Raw genomic sequence first — 21673 nt, forward strand, 5'->3', positions numbered from 1 at the left:
TTCGACTCACTTTCGTAAGTAAGCCAACGCTCTGCGAGTCAATGCTTCTGTGTAGGGATTGATCTTCCAGTGGTCAGAACTCCAACCTTTCACAAAGCGCTGAAAGTCAGCCCATGCAACCGCAAACAAAGGACGCCATTCACGCTCGACTTCATCGGGGTCGAGATTCGGCTGATAAACCATTAACGCCTGTTGCAACTGAGCGAAATACGTATCCAAGACCCAAACTTCCATCTCTGCACAACGCTCTGGCTTGACGGCGCTACTCATAAACAGTGCCACATCTTTCATCGCACAGCCATGTCCGACGTATTGAAAGTCGACCGCAGCAACGCTCAATTCATCTTGCTCAAAACAGAAGTTCGCCAATTTGGCATCACCGTGTACAAGCGTCTTGAACTTGGCTTGCGAAAGCGTTTGATCAATCAATCGAGCGGCATTTTTTAGCTCACTGTCTTGCAACGCCTCAAGCTCATCGGGTCTGGTTGCCAAATGCCAATACGTGCCGGTATGCCACAGCTTATCCGAGCAAACACCGATGTAGCGCGCATGAAAATTCGCCAACCAAGTAAGGCAGGCTCGTAGATGTTCTAGCTTTGCATCGGTGATGACTTTTGGAAAACCCGCCTCGGCGAGATCTTCCATCACAATGAGCCATTCATTCTCCGACTGGAACGTTTTTAAGCCTTGTGGTACTCGACAGTGCGAGTCCATGACTCCGGAAAAATGCGCGTACCAACTGACTTCAACCTGATAAGAGTGCAGCTTTCTTTGGTGAGAACGGTCTGTATTCCAGCCTCTAGGGTGTTCAGAAGGTTTAGGTAATTTGACGTGTTTTACAATGACAGAGCGTTTAGCAAATATCAGCCTAACCAATTCTCCGTAACCGCCCCAAAGTGACTGGATTACTTCACTCGACAGTAATGCACCGAGATCAAGATCCTGGCTGATATTTTGATACAAAAGGTGGTGATCATTCATACTCAAGCAAGAAGATGCGACCAAGCTTGGTTACGGTTGATGTAATGCGCCACATACGGGCAAACCGGTTCGATTTTATAACCCAGAGCTTCAATTTCTGGGAGTACCGTTTCCATCATTACTTTGCCATAACCTTTGCCTCGCAGCTCTTCTGGTACGACCGTCGATGTTATGTGCATCACATCATTTTTCAACTCGTAGACCACTTTTGCTTTGAAGTCTTGCTCTAAATCAACCCAAAAGAGGCCACTTTCAGTGTCGTGAATCACTTTATGCATATCTTCTTCTCTAATTTTGTTACGGATTTATTGAATCAAACTATATCACTGAATAAAATCATTACCACGCAAAGACACCCAGTCGTTTAGTGCTAAATTTCATAGCAGTCACCTCTTCTCAAATCAGGTACGACAATAAGAATGAGAAATATGATAACCAGTGCCAGAGACGGCAATCTACCTCTGCAGAGTAAGAGAGCACCAGAACGTCAGGCCACCACATTAAACAGCACCGATGCAATGGCGATGGTTGAGCATGGTAGTGAAGTCACTCTCAATGTGACCACGCCTGTTGGAACGAAGTTCATCACCACCAGTACGTTTGTCGGCTGCCACTCTAACAATACGGCATTGATCGAAGTTCCGAATATTTCCGATGAAGATTTGAAATTCTATTTTCAAGAAGGCTTTTGGATTAACGTAAAAGCGTATTCTCATCGTGGCGAAGGCGCAGTCATCCCTTTTAGGGCTCAGCTTCAACATCGCTTGGGCGACCCTTATCCCATTTTAGTGCTTAGCCTTCCCAATACAATGCAGGTATTCCAACTTCGTAAAGAAGTGCGTTATGAGGTGAATTTGAAAGCGCGAGTCCGCTTGGATGAATATCGAAGTGAGTGTGAGATAAGAGACCTGTCTCGCAGCGGCTGTCGTTTTGTAACATCGCCAATGAGCCGACCTTTACAAGTTGGCGACCGTATCACTCTAGACCTCACCATGCCGAGTGATGGTCGCATGTTAGCGCCACTGAATGGTCGTATTTGTAACCTGCAAAAATCGACTCACTATGCCCGCTACGGAATGGAGTTTGATGAGGTAGGCAAGACTAACGCCAAGAGCCTGCTGAGCCATCTCAAATTCGACGGCACCAAGCTGAAGTTGAAGTAAATTCGAACGACCTAGAGCGATGAAATTGCTAGAGCACGTATTCGTTCTTGAAAAACGAGCATTAAAAAGGCACCCGAGGGTGCCTTTTTGCTGAGACCATATTTAAAAACGTAAAGCAAAAGCTTACAGCTTAAAGAAGCTCAACTGTTCTTTTTGCTTTTCAGCCAGTAGTGATAGCTCGCTACTTGCGCTTGCGCTTTGGCTGATGCCCGCTACATTTTGGTTCACAAGTTCAGACATGTTAACCACGTTGCGGTTGATGTCTTGAGTGACTTGAGATTGCTCTTCCGCAGCTGTCGCTACTTGCGTGTTTGAATCGTTGATGTTCGCAACAGATTCTGTAATACCGATCAACGCATCGTTCGCTTGCTGAGTCAGCTCGTTGTTACGAGTTAACATTTCTAGGCTAACTTGCATGCTGTCGTTAGCAAGGCCAGATTGCGCTTGTAGCTCTTCAATGATTGTTGAGATTTCTTGCGTTGAATCTTGAGTACGTGCCGCTAGCATACGAACTTCATCCGCTACAACCGCAAAACCACGACCAGATTCACCAGCACGTGCTGCTTCAATCGCTGCGTTCAACGCCAACAAGTTCGTTTGTTCAGATACACCGCGAATCACTTCAATAACATCGTTGATCTGTACTGATTGCTCTTTTAGACGCAGTACAACTTGCGCGGCATCGTTCAATGCTTGAGACATTTGCGCACTTGCGTCTGCACTTTCTTGGAAGATAGCCAAACCAGATTGCGCTAGACCGTCCGCTTCGCGTGCTGTTGCATCAGCAGAGGTCGCATTGTCACTTACGTTGTTTGCAGTGCTTGCTAGCTCATTTACCGCAGAAGCAACTTGCTCGATTTCTGCCAATTCTTGTTGAGCGTTCGCTTCTGCTTGCGTCATTACTGCAGCAAGTTCTGTCGATGCAGACGCCACTTCTTCACTGATTCGAGTTAACTGATCAACGATGCTGTAAAGTTGAGACGCGGTTTGGTTAACGTCTTTGCTTAGCTGAGCAATCTCGTTGTCGCCTTCGACATCCGCGCGAACAGAAAGGTTACCAGCCGCCAGTTCACGCATCACACGTTGCAGCTTTTGGATTGGTGTAACAATCATGCCAGATAGGAACCATGCGCCAATAAGCGAGAACACAAACACAGCAAGAACCGTCAGCATAGCATTGGTTTGAACACGCTCGTTTTGTGCGTTACTTTTTGCTGTTGATTCAACCGCTTGATCGTTCACGTGTTTAGACAAAGTGTTGATGCCTTGCACCATTTCATTACCAACACGGCGGTACTCAGAAATAAATGCACGGTATTCGTTGTCTGATTTCAGACCTTGATCGTATTGGTTGAAAAACGCTACAGAGCGCTGTGAGTACTGCACATACGCTTCAATCGCTTTACGCACTTCAATCGCATCTTCACGAAACAGGTTGCGCGCTTCGATCGCACTTAGATCCGCTTCAACTTGTTTCAAGCCTGCTTTTAGCTCATTTAAGAAAGTTTCACGACGAGAAGCATCGTAAATTGCGTAAACCGCGCTGATGCGCAATGGGTAAATTTGATCGTCGATACGCGCCAAAGTGTCTTTATGGAAAACCAAAGACTCTTGGTTAGAAGCAATAACGTCTTGCTCCGCTTGAAGATTGTTTTTAGTAATCCACAGAGCAATAAACAAAACAATAGCGGTAAATAATACCGGAACCAAAATTTGGGTTCGTACTGACAAGTTTTTCAGTGATAGCTGCATGACTGGACCTCAGTTATATGCGTGATGCCTACTTGCTTCCATGCGACGGGATTGTTCCCGGACGAATAAACAAGTGGCGAATATTAGAGGTCGATCACACTTTTGTCTAGTACAAAAAGTCCCCATTTTCAATCTGTTATTGACAATATCCCGACACTAGTGTCGGGATATTGTCGTTATTACAGGTTGTGATTAATTGTGATGATATTTATTCACATCCAGAGCAAATATCGCTTACTTTCTCAGCGAATTGAGCTTCGCTTGAGCAAGGCCAAAAATCGTATCAATCGGGTAAGAACCTTCATCTGTCGGCTCACCTGCCACCTTGCCGGTGAACAGTTCAATGGCCTCAGTAACGTGGTCAATTGCCCAAATATGGAACTCCCCTTTTTCTACCGCTTTCACGATGTCAGCTCGTAGCATCAAGTTATGAACATTCGAACGAGGAATGATCACGCCCTGTCCGGAGTGACGACCTTTGATCACACACACATCATAGAAACCTTCGATTTTTTCGTTTAAGCCACCAATCGGCTGCGCTTCACCAAATTGGTTCATTGACCCCGTGATCGCGATATCTTGTCGATTTGGTTGTTTAGAAAAAGCCGAAACGACCGCGCAAAACTCCGCCATGCTCGCGCTGTCTCCGTCGACACCACCGTAAGATTGCTCAAAGGTAATCGTCGTCGTGAGTGGCACTCGCGCGGTTTTTCCGAATACGGAAGACAGATAAGCCGATAGGATCATCACACCTTTTGAATGGATACTGCCGCCAAGATCGACGCTGCGTTCAATATCGATGACGTCGCCATCGCCGTAGCATGTCGTGGCAGTAATACGGTTAGGCGCACCAAACATATAATCGCTGGTACTCAACACCGACAACGCGTTCACTTGCCCTATCGCCGAACCCTCAGTGAGAATCAACGTAGTGCCGTTTAAGAACGTCTCCATCACACTGTCTCGCAAACGGCTGACGCGCATCTCCTGATTTTTCATCGCCTCTTCGACGTGGCCAATGCGGATCATGTTTGAGTTTGCTTGGCGAGCCACGTAGTTCGACTCTCGAAGCAAGTTGGCGATATTAGCCGAATGCAGAGATAGCTTGGATTGGTCGCCAGACAAACGTGAGCTGTATTCGATGATTCGAGCAATGGCTTTGCGATCGCAATGCAGCATATTGTTGTCATGCACCACGCTAGAGATAAAGCGCGCGTAATGCAGCTCAGACTCCGGCGTACGTTTCATTTCGTCTTCGAAATCTGCCGTCACACGGAACAACTCGCTGAACTCTGGATCGTAATGTTGGAGTAATTGGTAAGTTCGGTAATCCCCAAACAAGATGATTTTGATATCAAGCGGAATCGGTTCAGGATCTAATGAAACCGCCCCCGTCAACGTCACCTCTTTTTCTAATGACGTAAAGCTTAGTTGGCGAGAGCGCAGCGCACGTTTTAAGCCATCCCAGACATACGGCTGCTCCAACACTTTTTGCGCGTCCATTAACAGAACGCCGCCGTTGGCTTTGTGCAAACTACCTGCACGGATCAGTGAGAAGTCGGTAAAGACTGTTCCTTTGAATGTCGCAGTTTCAATCGAGCCAAACAGTGAGTGGTAATTTGGGTTCTCTTCCACCACGATTGGGAAATCGCTGTTGTTACGACTCACTAACACGTTCACTTTGTAGCGACGAGGCAACTTTTTATCTAAAGACGCAGCAGCAATCTCACCTTGTTCACCACTTTGATCGAGGAAAATATCCGCGTTTTCAACGATATCTTTTTGCAACTCCGTCAAATAGGTTTTGATTTCGGAGTATTCCGAATAATCCACTTTGAGCTTTTTAATGAAGTGAGTAATCACATCGAGCGTAACTTCATCATTCAGCTTTTTGATTTTGTCGCTGTAGGTATCCTCCCACTCGGTCAGTTCACGCACCATGGAACGTAAACTCACCTCTAACGCGTCAATGCTGTCACTAAACTGTTCTTGCTCTTTTTTGCTCAAGGCATCAAAAGATTCTTCAGTGTGCAACTCATCGCCATTCATGGCGACAAATTGATAATCGCCTTGCGATGTGATCGTCAGGCTGATGCCGTGCTCTTTTGCTTCACGGCTAATGCGGTCCAATTCATTTTGCTGTTTGTTTGCCAACTGGTTTTTCAAACGATCAGCACGGCTAAAGTACATTTCGTTATCAAAAGCTAATGGCAGCGCATTAAGCAATTTCCCCATTAAGGCTTCAATATCAACACGCAGTTTGTTACCGATTCCACAAGGGAGCTTTAACACTTTAGGCGTGCGTGTATCTTCAAAATTCGCGACGTAACACCAGTCAAACAACGCACCGGCGTCATGCTGGTGACGATTCAAATAGCGCAGAATCATCGTGCGCTTACCTAGCCCGTTCTGACCGATGGCGTAAATGTTGTACCCTTTTTCCTTAATTGACATCGCAAACTCGACCGCTTTTTGCGCACGCTCTTGTCCCACGATTTCGTCAATAGGAGGCAGTTCCTTGGTCGACTTACATGGCATATTCTCTAGATCCGCTACAGAATACAGCTGTTGAGGTTCCAATCTTAGTATTGCCATATCCGCTTCCTTTTTCTTATTGTCGTAACTTGAGTGTAGAGATTATTTGTTTAATTTTAAGTGATTTAGCTTACACCATGGTTTAATCGCACACTTTATGACCATCAAAATGAAAATAATACGCACTTGCAATTGATAATCAATTTCATTTAATATCTTCAGCAAATCAACTTTTGTGGAGATGGACATGAATATTGAGCAATGCTGGATGCGCTATTTGAAAGCGGAGCAATTGATGGAGCAAGGCCATTGGCCAGAAGCTCATCGCTTATACGAAGATGTGCTCAATCACTTGCCTAGCCATATCCATAAGGCGCTAGAGAATGACCTTACCAAGCCTTGCCAATTTGTGTGTCTGGTCAGCGGATTACGCGATGCGAGCGTGGCGCAATCTGAGATCCTCAACAAATTGGGATTACAGCGCGACGCATTTTCAGCCCTCAACCAAACTTATGCGCTGTTCCAATTTTTGCAGCTTGAAAGCCATGAGCTGATTGAGCGTGTTGGCCACCTACTCGGTCAGCAAAGTGAGGACTTACTTGCACACATGGCCGCATTTTGCTCTGCGCAGCGCAATGCTCAATGGATGATAGAGCTGGACCATGTCACTCGCGCCCATGAACAGTTTTTGCATTTACAGGCGATGAGCTCAGCAGAAGCGGTTGCTCCCAACCTCTACAACTAATGAGTACCAGAGCAATGGAAAGCAGCAGGATTTAAGCGCCATCACCATTGCTCTAGGTTTATTTGCTATATCAAACACAAGGATACGTGATGTCTTCTCAAACCATTCTTTCGGTGAACAACTTGTCTGTCAGCTTTACGACAAACGATGGGATCGTCGATGCAGTAAAGAATGTTAGCTTCGAGCTACAAGCGGGTGAAACGCTGTCTATCGTCGGCGAATCTGGTTCCGGCAAATCAGTTTCCACCAACGCTTTAATGAAGCTGCTACCAGACAACGCCATTGTCCATCCAGACTCGTCAATCATGTTTGAAGGCGAATCCATTCTGGACAAAACTGAGCGACAAATGCAGCGCATTCGCGGCGATCGCATCGGAATGATATTCCAAGAGCCGATGACTTCACTGAATCCGTACATACGGGTCGGTATTCAAGTGGCGGAAGCCATGATGTGTCATCGCTCCGTCAATCAGCGCAAAGCCAAAGAACGTGTGCTTGAACTGTTTGATTTGGTTCATTTGCCGAACCCGCAACAAGCCTATGATAAGTATCCACATGAGTTTTCTGGTGGTCAGTTACAGCGCATCATGATTGCCATGGCGCTAATTAACGAACCAGACATCTTAATTGCCGATGAACCGACAACCGCGCTTGACGTTACTGTTCAGGCGGAAGTGCTACTGCTGATTAAAGAGATTCAAGCAAAAATGGGGATGGCTATTTTATTTATCACCCATGACCTAGGCGTGGTGAAACACTTTGCCGATCGTGTGTTGGTGATGTGCAAAGGTGAGGTCGTTGAAGAAGGCATTACTGAGCACTTGTTTTCTGAACCTCAGCATGAATACACCAAAATGCTGATTAACTCGATTCCGAAAGGAAGCAAAACCCCCGTTGATGAGAAAGCGTCGGAATTGCTCAACGCTGAAGACATTCGTGTGAAGTTTTTGGTGACGCCTCACTTCATCCCAAGCAAAAACGAGTACTTCGAAGCGGTAAAAGGCATCTCGTTACAACTAAAACAGGGCGAAACACTAGGCATTGTTGGTGAATCCGGTTCGGGTAAATCCACGTTAGGGCGTGCGTTGATCGGTTTGCTACCGTCTACCGGAAAAATTGAGTTTAAAGGTCAAAACATGGCCTCACTCAGTGATAAAGAGCGGTTCGATCTGAAAAAAGACGTACAAATGGTGTTCCAAGATCCATACGGTTCGCTTTCACCACGTATGACCATCGGGGAAATCATCACTGAAGGATTAACCGTCCACCGACCATATTTAAACAAGAAAGAACGCATGCAAAAAGCACGTGATGTTCTGCGCGAAGTACGTTTGGATCCCGCATCTATAAACCGCTATCCGCACGAATTTTCCGGTGGGCAACGTCAACGTATTGCGATTGCACGAGCCTTGATTTTGGAACCGTCGTTTATCTTGCTTGATGAGCCGACCTCAGCCTTAGATCGCTCAGTGCAACTCACTGTCATCGATCTTCTCAAAGACTTGCAGAAAAAACACAATATTGGTTATTTGTTCATAAGCCATGATTTATCAGTGGTTAAGGCGCTTTCTGATCGCGTATTAGTGATGCAAAAAGGAGAAGTGATGGAGCAAGGAAGCGCACAAGAGATTTTCCATCACCCAAAAAGTGAGTACACTAGAAAACTGATTGATGCCTCATTTGATCTTGAAAACAATGAAAATCAAAATGATGCTGCTTAGATTCATCACAGTTTCATATTAATGAACTAGGATTAAGTAAAGATGATTATTTCATCTTTACTTGAGAATGGCGTAGCTGCCTTTCGGTTTGGCCGCCGAGACTGGTTGGTTCATCGAGTCAGACTTAGTCAACCTGACTCAACAATACTGAAAAATAGTATTACTTGAGTTCCCCCAACCATGAAAAATGCCGCGATTCTGTCGCGGCATTTTTTATTCTCTAAAGCTCAAAACCGTCAAATCGACTCAATACCCATGTTGTATAGCGTAAATGCGTACACATCGGTCGTGAGATCGATTTGCTTGCTGAGCGGCATACCGGCACCATGACCTGCATTCACATCAATACGAATCAACACCGGATTTTCGCCTTGCTGTTTGTCTTGCAGTTCGGCAATAAACTTATACGAGTGGGCAGGCACAACTCGGTCGTCATGATCAGCGGTTGTCACCAAGGTAGCAGGGTACTGCACGCCTTCTTTTACATTGTGAACAGGTGAATACCCAAGTAAGTATCGGAACATCGCTTCACTTTGTTCTGACGTGCCGTAGTCGTACTTCCAGCCTTCACCAGACGTAAATGTGTGGTAACGCAGCATATCAAGCACACCAACCGCAGGCAGCGCAACTTTGAATAGTTCAGGACGTTGCGTCATACACGCTCCAACTAACAAACCACCGTTAGAACCACCACGAATCGCTAGTCGCTCCGAGCTGGTGTAGTCGTTTTCAATTAGGTATTTCGCTGCCGCAATAAAGTCATCAAACACGTTTTGCTTTTGCTGCTGAGTGCCCGCATTGTGCCAAGCTTTACCATATTCACCGCCGCCTCGCATGTTGGCGACAGCGTAAATGCCACCCAATTCTAGCCAGTTGGCCACATTGCCAGAAAACATCGGAGTGAGGCTGATGTTAAAACCGCCATAACCATACAGCATGGTTGGCGCACTGCCATCAAGTGAGATGCCCTTCTTGTATGAGATGAACATTGGAACTTGCGTGCCATCTTTTGAGGTGTAGAACACCTGTTTTGACTCATACTCATTACGATCGAACGGCGCTTTTGATTCTTGGTAAAGCGTCGATGCACCAGATTCGACATCAAATGAGAAGATCGTCGGTGGTGTCACGTAGTTAGTAAAGGTGTAATACAGCGTGGTTTCTTCTTTTTTACCCGCTAGACTGTAAGCCGTGCCTTCTCCCGGCAGTTCTACATCTCGAATCCACTCACCTTGGTAGGTAAACTGCTGCACTTTAGAAAGCACATCCACCATATAAGTCGCAAACAGATAACCGCCACCTTTGCTGATTTCTAACGGCTGTTCTTGTTCAGCAATCACGTCAGCCCATTGTTCTGTCTGAGTGTTGTAGCTGACAACTTTGCCGTTCGGCGTATCTAGGTTGGTGTAAAGCAGCAAAGTTTCGTCTTGACTATCAATCAAGTAGGTGTCGCCTTGCGTCGTATCGCGCAGTGTTACAATCGCTTGGGAGTCAGACTGTAAATCGACATAAAACAGACGATTACCCGATGTGGATTCTGCGCCAGAAATAATGAGGAAGCGATCATCCGTCGTCGTCGTACCAGACACATAGCGATGAATCTGAGCGCCCTGCTCACCAAAAATCACTTTGTCTTCAGATTGAGGGGTACCAAGTTCATGATAATAAAGCTTGTGATACTCAGTTCGAGCAGACAACTCGCTGCCTTGCGGCTTGTCGTAACTTGAGTAATAGAAGCCTTTGCTGCCCAGCCAAGAAATCGACGTAAACTTCGCATCAACGATCTCTGGCTCTAGCTGTTCTTTAGTTTCCGTATCAATGACAAAAATCTTACGCCAGTCACTGCCTCCTTCCGAGATGGAATATGCCACCAAACGATAGTCTTTCGAGAAGCTGACTTCGCCAAGAGAGGTCGTGCCCTCTTCGGAGAACGTATTTGGGTCAAGGAAGACCTCGGCTTCTCCCTCGTCTTTACGGCGATACAATACGCTTTGGTTTTGCAAACCGTCGTTTTTGTAGAAGTAGGTGTAGTCACCACGTACAAATGGCTGGGAATATTTTTCGTAGTTTTGGCTGTTCGCGACTAAGTCACGGATCTGTTGGCGGTACGGGATCTGACCAAGAAAATCGAAGGTCACTGAGTTTTGACCCGAAACCCATTGTGCGGTTTCTTCACTGCGATCATCTTCTAACCAGCGATAAGGGTCGGCAATGTCGTGACCAAAATAAGTATCCACGACAGAATCTTTACGTGTTTTTGGGTAATGCATAACGTCCGTGTTACTCCGTTTGAAGTGTTTTGTTTTTATTGAGATTTATTCTCAATAGCTAGATTAGGGCTCAAGTGGCGAAATTCAACAAAAAAATGCAAACAATATGAAGCACCTAGAAGTAATGAGAAATGGTGAGGTAACGTTCGCGAATGTGCTCGATAAGCAGCTTAACCTTATTCGGCGGCTGACGCGTAAACGGATATACCGCATAAATGCCCAGCTTTTTGCCGACCAGTTCAGGGAAAATATCCACCAGCTGGCCATTACGAATATCGTGGTACACCAAACAGCGAGGCACATACGCAATGCCGTGTCCGCCTAATGCTGCTTTGCGCAGAGCGGTGGCATTGTCGGTTGAAAAGCTTCCAGAGACTCGAACAATATAATTGCCTTCGTCACTCTTAAATTCCCACTCCGATGCACCGGTGGTTTGATAAGCGTATTGCAAACAGTTGTGCGAAGTCAGATCGATAGGTTCGATAGGTTTGCCGTTTTTAGCAATATAAGAAGGCGATGCGCATACCACCCATTGAGAGTCGAGTATGTGCCGAGCAATTAAACTGGAGTCTTCCAAGTAACCGGTTCGGATGACTAAATCGTAACCATCTGCGACAAGATCAACAAAGCGATTATCGAGCGACATATCGACAGTGAGCCCCGGATGAAGGTTACAAAACTCCGCCACCGCGTCGGCAAGAATCAAGTCACCGGAGATAGTCGGCACCGACATCTTGATATGACCGCTCACATTCTCTCCAAAGCCTGCAACAGCGTCCATAGCCTCCTGAGTGGCTTGCTTCACATTTTTAGCACTGTGTAACAACACCTTCCCAGCTTCGGTCAGGGTCAATTTGCGCGTAGTTCGATATAATAGTTGTGCACCTATCTCTTCTTCTAGTCGCGCCATTCTTTTGCTAACTACCGAATTTGTAAGGTTATTTGCCTCTGCAACCTTACTAAAACTGCCTAATTCGATGACCTGAGAAAACAGGATTAAGTCGTCTGCTCGCATACAATTATGTCACTTTTGGAATTAATTATTTTCATTATTTCCCTATATCAATAAAAAATAAAGGAGTAAATTCACGCCAAATTAACAAAACCATTACAACAAAAAGTCGCCTCTACAGCGGATTGACACCGTTCGAGAAGTCAGCGTACGAAGGATGTACAAATGAGTGAAACCCTACTAGCCCTAGTGGCCTTTTCGCCAATTGTTGTTGCCGCCATTTTATTGGTTGGTCTCAACTGGCCTGCTAAAAAAGCTATGCCTGTTGCGTTCGGTTTAACCGTCGCTATAGCCCTAATGTTTTGGGATATGTCAGCTACTCGCGTACTGGCATCAGTATTCCAAGGTTTAGGAATTACTGTCTCTGTTCTTTGGATCGTGTTTGGTGCCATCTTCTTGCTCAACACTTTAAAACACACTGGAGCGATCACCACTATCCGTAACGGATTTACCGATATCTCTGCCGATCGTCGAGTTCAAGCCATCATTATTGCTTGGTGTTTTGGTTCATTCATCGAAGGTGCATCGGGCTTTGGTACACCAGCAGCGATCGCCGCACCACTATTGGTTGCGATCGGTTTCCCTGCCCTAGCGGCGGTACTAATGGGCATGATGATTCAATCAACGCCAGTATCGTTTGGTGCGGTGGGTACGCCGATTATCGTGGGTGTAAACAAAGGTTTGGATACGCACAACATCAGTGAAGCGTTGGCAGCTCAAGGCTCAACATGGGAAGCATACCTACAGCACATCACGGCTAACGTTGCCGTAATTCATGCCGTGGTTGGTACGATAATTCCTGTATTGATGGCGATGATGTTAACACGTTTCTTCGGCAAGAACAGAAGCTGGAGCGAAGGTCTGGATATTCTACCGTTTGCGCTATTCGCAGGTGTGTCATTTACCGTTCCTTACGCATTAACTGGCGTGTTCTTGGGTGCTGAATTCCCATCGCTGATTGGTGGTTTGGTTGGTCTTTCTATCGTCGTAACTGCTGCGAAAAAAGGTTTCCTAGTTCCTAAAACAAAATGGGATTTTGAAAGCGAAGACAAATGGCCTGCAGAGTGGTTAGGCTCTTTGAAAGTGGATCTGCACGACAATCCCGGTAAGCCAATGAGCTTGGTAAAAGCGTGGATTCCTTATGTAATGCTGGCCGTTATTTTGGTAGCAAGCCGCGTAAGCTCGGAGTTTAAAGGTCTACTGCAAAGCATCAGCGTGTCGTTTAGCAACATTCTAGGCGAGACTGGCGTTAGCGCTGCCATTCAGCCGCTTTACCTTCCTGGTGGTGTACTGGTGTTCGTTGCTCTGCTTGCTGCTGTATTGCAAAGCGGTAGCGCAAAACCTTTGCGTGAAGCATTCGGCGAATCAAGCAAAACGCTAATCGGTGCAGGCTTCGTATTGGTGTTCACTATCCCGATGGTACGTATCTTCATCAACTCAGGAGTGAACGGTGCTGACCTAGCAAGTATGCCTGTAACAACCGCGAACTTTGCCTCAGACCTCGTTGGCTCTGCATTCCCAGCACTGAGTGCAACGGTTGGTGCACTAGGTGCATTCATCGCGGGTTCGAATACCGTATCGAACATGATGTTCAGCCAGTTCCAATTCGAAGTCGCGCAGACATTATCTATCTCAAGCGTGGTTGTAGTGTCACTGCAAGCCGTTGGCGCGGCTGCGGGTAACATGATTGCCATTCACAACGTGGTGGCGGCATCTGCAACCGTCGGTCTACTAGGTCGTGAAGGCGCAACCTTGCGTAAGACGATCATCCCAACGTTCTACTACCTAGTAATGACAGGCATCATCGGTTTGGTTCTGATTTACGGATTCCAACTCACCGACGTCTTGATGAAGTAATACGAATGCAGGGCTCACTGCCCTGCCCGATTTGACACAGCTGTCAGCACTACTACCCCGACATGTTGATTTAGCTTGCTACATCAATTCCCCCGGCAGCTGTGTCACCTTTCCAGTTTGCATAACTGACTGAGCGATTAAATCAAGATTGTTCAACCAATTATGTAAGTGGGTTACCTAAATCACCGATTCAAAAGTAAGTGATGCAAAGGTAACTATACTCATTTTGATGCTTTTAGCGCTTTGTGCGATGAAAGCTCACTTAAGAGCAAATGCTCCACAACTTTGCTTAGAATAACCGCTAGGACACAATTATGATTATCTCAGCTTCTACCGATTACCGCGCTGCCGCGAAAGCCAAGCTACCTCCGTTTCTATTCCATTATATTGATGGCGGCTCTTACGACGAACGCACTCTGAAGCGTAATACTGACGATTTAGGCGATGTTGCACTACGCCAGCGCGTCCTACGCGATATGACAGACTTGAGTCTGGAGACCAAGATTTTCGGAGAGAAACTTGCGATGCCAATCGCACTGGCACCTGTTGGTCTAACTGGCATGTACGCTCGCCGTGGTGAAGTACAAGCAGCAAAAGCGGCAGAGAAAAAAGGCATTCCTTTTACCATGTCGACTGTGTCGGTTTGTCCGATTGAAGAAGTGGCACCAGCCATTGAGCGTCCAATGTGGTTCCAGCTATACGTACTAAAAGACCGCGGCTTTATGAAAAACGTTCTTGAGCGTGCAAAAGCAGCAGGCGTTACTACATTGGTGTTCACGGTAGACATGCCAGTTCCAGGTGCGCGTTACCGTGACATGCACTCTGGTATGAGTGGCCCTAACGCAGCAATGCGCCGCGTATGCCAAGCCATGCGCCACCCAAGCTGGGCGCTGGATGTTGGCTTGCTAGGGAAGCCACACGATCTTGGTAACATCTCAACGTATCGTGGTGAACCAACGAAACTAGAAGACTACATCGGCTGGTTGGGCGCGAACTTCGACCCATCGATCTCTTGGAAAGATCTTGAGTGGATTCGTGATTTTTGGGATGGCCCAATGGTCATCAAAGGCATTCTGGATGAAGAAGACGCGAAAGATGCGGTACGTTTCGGTGCAGATGGCATTGTGGTATCAAACCACGGTGGTCGTCAGCTCGATGGCGTATTATCAACAGCGAAAGCTCTGCCAAGCATTGCGGACGCCGTAAAAGGCGATCTGAAGGTCTTCGTAGACTCTGGTATTCGTACTGGTTTGGATGTTGTTCGTATGCTTGCACTTGGCGCAGACTGTACGCTGCTTGGTCGTTCATTCGTTTACGCGCTTGCTGCACAAGGTGGCGCTGGCGTAGAAAACCTACTCGACCTATACGACAAAGAAATGCGCGTGGCTATGACGCTGACTGGCGCAAAAACCATTGCTGACCTATCTCGCGATTCGTTGGTGAAAATCCCATAATCTTTACGAATACGCAGAAAGCAGAAACGAAAAAACGAGCCTCAATTGGCTCGTTTTTTTATTGCTCTTCAACCCGATAATTTGACGAGTAAGTTAGCTAACTTGGTGAACGTACTCAATGACGACTTGGTTGCCTTCAATGAACACATTGCGGATGTCACCATCCACTGTCACTCGGTTTTGCAAATGAACCGATCCCGCCGCCGACAGTTCTCTCTCAGTCAATGATGGAATCACTTGCCCAGGACGCACATGCAGCTGTTCACAAAGTTGTTTGATAAAACCTAGCGTCAGTGGCGAATTACCACGTAACAAGCCAGAAAACTCATGTAGGCTCAAACCTAGGCGCTTTGCCATTTCCATTTGAGTGATGTGCATTTTGGCTTTTTGTGACATCCAGATGTCGTAGAGCGCATTTCTATCCAGCTCTGTAAATTCCATATCTGCCTCCGATAATTCAAGTGCCAATACACTCTCACACTTGCTTGAGATAAATGTTAGCGATAAGTCAGAGAACTTATAATTGATCGTTCGAATATTTGCGCTCAGCGAAGGTATGGCAAGGCTTGCACACGTCTGCTTTCGATTCAAAATTCATCAGATAATAGTGATAAATGGATGAAATCCCGGAAATTACTGGGGTGATACTTCAATATCTGCTACCTTTCCCACCATGGTTCATCAGAAATAAAAGTTACTTATGTCACAGTGGTTTACCGATTTACAAAACTATGTACAAGCGCATAGTCAGGATTGGAGCGGAAGTGTTCTTTTTATCACGTTAGCCAGTTTTATCGCATGGATCGCTTGGCGAGTGATCCGTTCCCGTCTTGCAATTCTTGTCGAGAAAACCCCTTTTCATTGGGATAACATGTTGCTTGATGCGCTCAAAGCGCCAGTGAGCACACTCATTTGGTGTTGGCCTGCTACGGTGTCACTCGGCATCATTTTAGAAAGCGAACTGAATGACAAGATCAACTGGCTGAGCACGCTCAAGCTGATTCTTATTATCAGCGTCTTCGTATGGACCGTCATGCGACTGATCACCAATATCGAAGATTTCGTTCTGGAACAGAAAAACCGAGACGAAACCACCGTTCAAGCCATCGCAAAAGTTGGGCGCTTATTCATCATCACTATCGGCGTATTAACCATCATGCAGGCATTTGGCTTGTCTCTGTCTGGTCTGCTGACGTTTGGTGGTGTGGGTGGCTTAATCGTAGGTCTTGCTGCAAAAGATTTGCTGTCGAACTTCTTCGGTGGTTTGATGATTTACTTCGATCGTCCATTCAAAGTAGGCGATTGGATTCGCTCTCCAGATCGTCAAATCGAAGGCACCGTAGAGCGCATTGGTTGGCGCATGACCAGCATCCGCACGTTTGATAAACGCCCACTTTATGTGCCGAACTCCGTGTTTAGCAACATCGTGGTTGAAAACCCTTCCCGAATGCTAAACCGTCGAATCTACGAAGTGGTGGGCTTGCGTTACGATGATGCCGACAAAGTGCCAGAAATCATCACCGCAGTGCGCGAAATGTTAAAGAATCACAAAGACATCGATACGCGCCAAACCTTGATTGTGAACTTTGATACCTTTGGCCCATCATCGTTGAACTTCTTTATCTACACCTTCACGAAAACCGTGAACTGGGTGAGATACCACGAAGTGAAACAAGATGTCTTATTGAAAGTCGTCGGCATCATTAAAGAGCACAACGCAGATATAGCGTTCCCAACTCAAACACTGAAGCTCGACCCGATTCAAATGGCGAAAAATCAAGAAGACAGCGGTTTTTAATTCGCTCTTAAACACACAAAGCCCACTCAACATTGAGTGGGCTTTGTTTTATTTCGGGCTTACCAAACCTCAAAAAACATCGGTTATTTGGTAAGAACCATACGAGCATTGAGCGGTTGAACTGGACGATTGTTTTCCCCCATGACGTGTTCAAATTGCGCAATTTGCTCTGCCGAAATGCTTTGTGGATCTTTGATCACAAGCCAACGCACGCCTTCTGAACATGGTGGCGAGGTCAACGAGCCGTTAAATCGGTAGTAATCTTTGTCGCTAGGAATCAACGCGTTTGCATCGAAAGGAGCGCGAATCGCTACGTTTTGATCTCTTTCCGGTACATTTTCTAGCAGATTAGCCAACGCCGGATTGGCTTTGCCTTGTTCAAAAAATACCGCCACTACTGCTAAATTGCCTTGCTCATCGGCATGGACGTAATGCGCTTCCAATGGGTAAGATTTGCCGTCGACATGGTTTTCAGATGGTGTATGGAAATGAAACTGCTTTAAAGCAAACGCTTTGCCATCAATGGTCAGAACATTCTCTCCCTCAATGCTGGTTTGCAATGTGTGACCATTGTTTGTTAGTGCAACCACTTTGCCTTGGTAATCCAATTGCAGTTTTGCTAATTCAGCTTGCGTTGCCGAATGAATATCAATCGGGCTTTGGTTTTTACCTTGCGCACATTCAGAAGCAAACTCGCCCCAATGCTCTGGTCCGTGACTTCCTTCGTAACCCCAGTTTGCTGCGTTGGCCGAACCAACGAATACCAAAGACAATCCAATCGCTGTAAGTGACTTTTTCATGATTTTCCTTATCCCTTCAAGTGAAGTGTTGTAAAAGCAAAGCCATACTAATCTCACAGGATTCGGTCGTTACAGAGTGGAAACTATGATTGCAAACAAACTTTGGAATCAACTCCTCTAGTCATGCAATTGATATGATGCTCAAAATTGAACATCAACGATTATTGAGTCGGTATAAGTGCCCGCTGGAGGGGTATTTTGGCTTGTCATTATCTGCGCGCGATAATTGTAGTTCTGTGGAGTAATACCATCTGGAATGGCATCGCCAGTATCGACATCGCTCTGTTCGCGGCGCTCAGCACCAGCCGAGCCCCAGCGCTCCGTCGATGAAGACTTATAGATTTCATAATCCAAATAGTTACCATCAGATGCCATCCTTCGTTGGCCTCCTGAAGCATTTACGCCATCGTTTAAACCAATGGTGAAGGAACTGTTCTTGGTACAAGTTAACGATATAACCTGACTAACGGGATCGAAGCCCGCCACCAATGGGGATGAACCAAAATCAATATCCGGCGCGGTGATCATACAGTCGGGAGTCACTTCCAACTCGACCGTAATAGTACTTTGAGCACTCCCCTCAGTCCGCATAATACATACTCCTGGTAGACCTACGCCCTTGCAGTAATTCCAATTCCAAGACGCCATAATTTGGTCTGTATAAATTCCGGCCGAAAGGTTACTTCCAGCTCCCGTCCGAGCATAAAGAGGGAACTCAACTTGGTCTCCAAACAGCCCCAACAAATCTAACAAGTCGGTGTCTGTGAAGGTGTGCAATTGGCCAAAAACATACTCTTGTGAAAGGCTTGAATCGCCAAAGATCTGATAGTTAATTACCGAACTGGCATCTCCTTGGGTGGTCATCTGCCCACCATTGAGGCTGGTAAATGTGACGGACACATAGTCGCCACTCAACAACGACACAAGTGTCGAAAAGTCACACGTTATCCCGGCATGAGGCTGAGCTGAACTTTGTTGCTGAGTGCTCGACACCGTAAATGAAGAAACATTGCCAAACTGGATTGAAGGTGTTAGCGCAGTGAGCTGACAAGCTATTGTCGAGCACGAGAAAAAGAGAAGTAGACTAGCCAGCCAGCGATGCAAAATCATAGTGCCGCCTCATCTTCTGTTTTGAGGCAAACCTGACTATTCAGTGTTTGTATTTTTTTGACTCTCGCGCTCATACAACCCTTCAATTGAAACTTTACATGGTGACTGCCCTTGAGGATAAAACAGAATGTAACTGCCCGGATCAATGCCTTCAAAGTAGGTAAACCCATCCCACCCAATTTGACTGACTAATCCTGTCTCTGAACGCCCAAACGTGCCAAGCGACAGGACTAGGTGATTTTCATCCACAACGGTCATACTCAATGCAATTTGCAGCTCAATGGGAAACTCTAATAAATAACCGTAACCTGCATGTATCGAAGCGAACTGCTCTGTCGTCGAAAATGCCGCATTCGCTGGTAAAGTGAGTGGGTCAATTTCATATTTGGCGGTGTAATACGCGGTAGCCCAAGGCACTAGCAAATAGCCATCCTCGTCAGTCACGCCAACAATTTGGTTTTCATATTTAACCGGAATACCGTCAAAACCACTGGTGCTGACCACGGCAAAGCTGTCATACACTTCGTTAGCAGGGAAGATTTTGCCATCCAATGTCGAGACTGAACCCGCTATTTCCGCAAAATAATCATAATTCCCACTGGTACCATTGAGCCCTCCTCGAAACTGAGCCCACGAGGCACGATGGGGCAGGCATGGTTTCTCTATGAATTAAGCAACAAAGCCCATATAAAGCTCCATTTTCTAACATTCCACTGTATATCGATGATTGTTTTATTAGTTATAGCTCAAGCATTACAAACTAAGTGCATATAAAATACGAAACATATAAAAGAAGTAAGTTAGGTATAAAAACAGGCACACTTTAAAAATAAATAACCACAAAAGACAACTTTTACGAGATATAAAACCACAAAATGCCCTTAAAAATAAAAAAGTAATTTGGTTATTCTAAATACGGAAAGTGAAGCTTTGCTGAAGTTTCAGAAGAAAATAAAGTCGATTTGAACAGAGTCGAGCAGGAAATTGGTTATTAAACGGCAGTAAAATTCTAGGCTTAAATTAAGAAAATGGACGAAAAAGATAGAGCTAAAATAAGTAAATTACCACCTTCTAAAGAAGGTGGCTTTGTGTGAGCCCCCTAAAAGGGGGCCTAGACCAGAACCTCGATGTGGCACCGCAGTCTCTCTTCACTCTCCAACACTAAATTTATGGCATCACTTATAGAGTGCAACTAAACAAAACTATTGAGTTCGTTGAAGATGTGTACTGAAGTGCTTTGACTTACTTCTGGTGAGTACGATACAAAAGTAAGAAATTTGGGAATTAGGCAAAGCCGCAACGAATGATAACCACCTACTGAAGTAGGTGGTTTAGGGCTGAAAACAAAAAGCGCCCCTTTTGGAGCGCTTTTCTTACTAGAACTGATTATTCCCAATCAAGAATAACTTTGCCCGACATGCCAGAGCGCATGACGTCAAAGCCTTCTTGGAAATCATCAATCTTGTAGTGGTGCGTGATGATTGGCGATAGATCCAAACCAGATTGAATCAGTGAAGCCATCTTGTACCACGTTTCGAACATTTCGCGGCCGTAAATGCCTTTGATAACCAGACCTTTGAAGATCACTTGGTTCCAGTCAATACCCATGTCTGATGGCGGAATACCCAACAGAGCGATACGACCACCGTGGTTCATTGTTGTTAGCATTGAGTTGAATGCAGCTGGGTTACCCGACATTTCAAGACCTACGTCGAAGCCTTCTGTCATGCCTAGTTCAGCCATTACATCTTCAAGCTTCTCTTCAGCCACGTTTACTGCACGTGTTACGCCCATTTTACGAGCAAGCTCTAGACGGTATTCGTTTACGTCTGTGATAACCACATGACGAGCACCAACGTGTTTAGCAACCGCTGCCGCCATAATACCTATTGGGCCAGCACCTGTGATCAGCACGTCTTCACCCACAAGGTCGAAAGAAAGTGCGGTGTGTACTGCGTTACCAAACGGGTCAAAGATAGACGCTAGATCGTCAGAGATCTCGTCTGGGATCTTGAACGCGTTGAACGCTGGGATAACCAAATATTCTGCAAATGCGCCTTCGCGGTTTACACCCACACCGATAGTGTTACGGCATAGGTGAGTACGACCGCCACGACAGTTACGACAATGACCACACGTGATGTGACCTTCACCAGATACACGGTCACCGATTTCAAAGCCACGAACTTCCTGACCAATCGCGACCACTTCACCCACGTATTCGTGGCCAACAACCATAGGTACTGGAATGGTTTTTTGTGACCATTCGTCCCAGTTGTAAATGTGTACGTCTGTACCACAAATCGCAGTTTTCTTAATTTTGATCAGAATGTCGTTATGGCCAACTTCAGGTTTATCAACCTCAGTCATCCAGATGCCTTGTTCAGGCTTTAGCTTTGATAGTGCTTTAATTTTCATAGTATTCACCAAATATTGCCCCGCTCAGTGCGAAACAAAAAATCTCTATAAGGTTCA

Annotated in this window: 16 protein-coding genes and 1 pseudogene; 6 read left to right on the plus strand and 11 right to left on the minus strand. The window is 45.9% G+C overall.

The annotated features are described in order from the left end of the window. Positions 1 to 6: 6 nt before the first annotated feature. Entirely contained in the window at positions 7 to 981 is a 975-nt protein-coding gene (locus ACF8EG_RS00700; protein WP_053317715.1) for a phosphotransferase, read from the minus strand. 2 nt (positions 982 to 983) lie between these two features. Further along, positions 984 to 1259 carry a GNAT family N-acetyltransferase gene (locus tag ACF8EG_RS00705; RefSeq protein ID WP_029835001.1) on the minus strand — a complete coding sequence of 92 codons (276 nt, stop codon included), beginning with the start codon at positions 1257 to 1259 and terminating at the stop codon, positions 984 to 986. A gap of 150 nt (positions 1260 to 1409) precedes the next feature. Here ACF8EG_RS00705 and ACF8EG_RS00710 point away from each other — a divergent pair, with 150 nt between their 5' ends. Further along, entirely contained in the window at positions 1410 to 2144 is a 735-nt protein-coding gene (locus ACF8EG_RS00710) for a flagellar brake protein (RefSeq protein WP_005478273.1), read from the plus strand. A 123-nt stretch (positions 2145 to 2267) separates the two neighbouring features. On the opposite strand, the gene ACF8EG_RS00715 is transcribed toward ACF8EG_RS00710, so the two are convergent. Further along, positions 2268 to 3896 (minus strand): methyl-accepting chemotaxis protein, encoded by a 1629-nt coding sequence (locus tag ACF8EG_RS00715; protein WP_005478090.1) that lies wholly within the window; start codon positions 3894 to 3896, stop codon positions 2268 to 2270. Positions 3897 to 4130: 234 nt separating this feature from the next. Continuing rightward, positions 4131 to 6491 carry a Lon protease family protein gene (locus ACF8EG_RS00720; protein ID WP_069505693.1) on the minus strand — a complete coding sequence of 787 codons (2361 nt, stop codon included), beginning with the start codon at positions 6489 to 6491 and terminating at the stop codon, positions 4131 to 4133. A 187-nt stretch (positions 6492 to 6678) separates the two neighbouring features. On the opposite strand from ACF8EG_RS00720, the gene ACF8EG_RS00725 reads away from it, so the two are divergent. Both ACF8EG_RS00725 and ACF8EG_RS00730 read left to right on the plus strand, forming a co-directional pair. Further along, positions 6679 to 7176, plus strand: coding sequence for a hypothetical protein (locus ACF8EG_RS00725; RefSeq protein ID WP_069505691.1), 498 nt, complete (start codon positions 6679 to 6681; stop codon positions 7174 to 7176). An 89-nt stretch (positions 7177 to 7265) separates the two neighbouring features. Further along, positions 7266 to 8897: an ABC transporter ATP-binding protein gene (locus tag ACF8EG_RS00730; protein ID WP_069505689.1), complete on the plus strand. Its 1632-nt coding sequence runs from the start codon at positions 7266 to 7268 to the stop codon at positions 8895 to 8897. 236 nt (positions 8898 to 9133) lie between these two features. Here ACF8EG_RS00730 and ACF8EG_RS00735 read toward each other — a convergent pair whose 3' ends face one another. Then, positions 9134 to 11167 carry a prolyl oligopeptidase family protein gene (locus ACF8EG_RS00735; protein ID WP_069505687.1) on the minus strand — a complete coding sequence of 678 codons (2034 nt, stop codon included), beginning with the start codon at positions 11165 to 11167 and terminating at the stop codon, positions 9134 to 9136. A gap of 115 nt (positions 11168 to 11282) precedes the next feature. Beyond that, a complete protein-coding gene (locus ACF8EG_RS00740; protein ID WP_005499789.1) occupies positions 11283 to 12182 on the minus strand; it encodes a LysR family transcriptional regulator in 900 nt (299 codons plus the stop codon). A 162-nt stretch (positions 12183 to 12344) separates the two neighbouring features. Between ACF8EG_RS00740 and ACF8EG_RS00745 the strand changes: the two genes are divergently transcribed. Further along, complete coding sequence (locus ACF8EG_RS00745) at positions 12345 to 14036, plus strand: L-lactate permease (RefSeq protein ID WP_029829587.1); 1692 nt, start codon at positions 12345 to 12347, stop codon at positions 14034 to 14036. A 314-nt stretch (positions 14037 to 14350) separates the two neighbouring features. Continuing rightward, positions 14351 to 15490 carry an FMN-dependent L-lactate dehydrogenase LldD gene (gene lldD / locus ACF8EG_RS00750; RefSeq protein WP_069505685.1) on the plus strand — a complete coding sequence of 380 codons (1140 nt, stop codon included), beginning with the start codon at positions 14351 to 14353 and terminating at the stop codon, positions 15488 to 15490. Between the two features lie 93 nt (positions 15491 to 15583). On the opposite strand, the gene ACF8EG_RS00755 is transcribed toward lldD, so the two are convergent. Then, entirely contained in the window at positions 15584 to 15931 is a 348-nt protein-coding gene (locus ACF8EG_RS00755; protein WP_005462888.1) for a helix-turn-helix transcriptional regulator, read from the minus strand. 259 nt (positions 15932 to 16190) lie between these two features. On the opposite strand from ACF8EG_RS00755, the gene ACF8EG_RS00760 reads away from it, so the two are divergent. After that, positions 16191 to 17288, plus strand: a complete 1098-nt coding sequence (locus ACF8EG_RS00760) for a mechanosensitive ion channel family protein (protein ID WP_005462887.1) — start codon at positions 16191 to 16193, stop codon at positions 17286 to 17288. Between the two features lie 83 nt (positions 17289 to 17371). Here ACF8EG_RS00760 and ACF8EG_RS00765 read toward each other — a convergent pair whose 3' ends face one another. From ACF8EG_RS00765 to tdh, 4 genes and pseudogenes are all read right to left on the minus strand, one after another. Then, complete coding sequence (locus ACF8EG_RS00765) at positions 17372 to 18088, minus strand: carbonic anhydrase (protein ID WP_069505683.1); 717 nt, start codon at positions 18086 to 18088, stop codon at positions 17372 to 17374. A 141-nt stretch (positions 18089 to 18229) separates the two neighbouring features. After that, positions 18230 to 19198: a spore coat U domain-containing protein gene (locus ACF8EG_RS00770; RefSeq protein ID WP_069505681.1), complete on the minus strand. Its 969-nt coding sequence runs from the start codon at positions 19196 to 19198 to the stop codon at positions 18230 to 18232. Continuing rightward, positions 19195 to 19849, minus strand: a pseudogene (locus tag ACF8EG_RS00775) (fimbria/pilus outer membrane usher protein); the annotation flags it as partial. The pseudogene ACF8EG_RS00775 and the gene ACF8EG_RS00770, both read right to left, overlap by 4 nt. A gap of 735 nt (positions 19850 to 20584) precedes the next feature. Next, positions 20585 to 21616: an L-threonine 3-dehydrogenase gene (gene tdh / locus ACF8EG_RS00780; RefSeq protein WP_005478141.1), complete on the minus strand. Its 1032-nt coding sequence runs from the start codon at positions 21614 to 21616 to the stop codon at positions 20585 to 20587. Positions 21617 to 21673: the final 57 nt, after the last annotated feature.

This window comes from Vibrio sp. YQ_11, assembly GCF_043103065.1.
Classification (GTDB): Bacteria; Pseudomonadota; Gammaproteobacteria; order Enterobacterales; family Vibrionaceae; genus Vibrio; species Vibrio parahaemolyticus.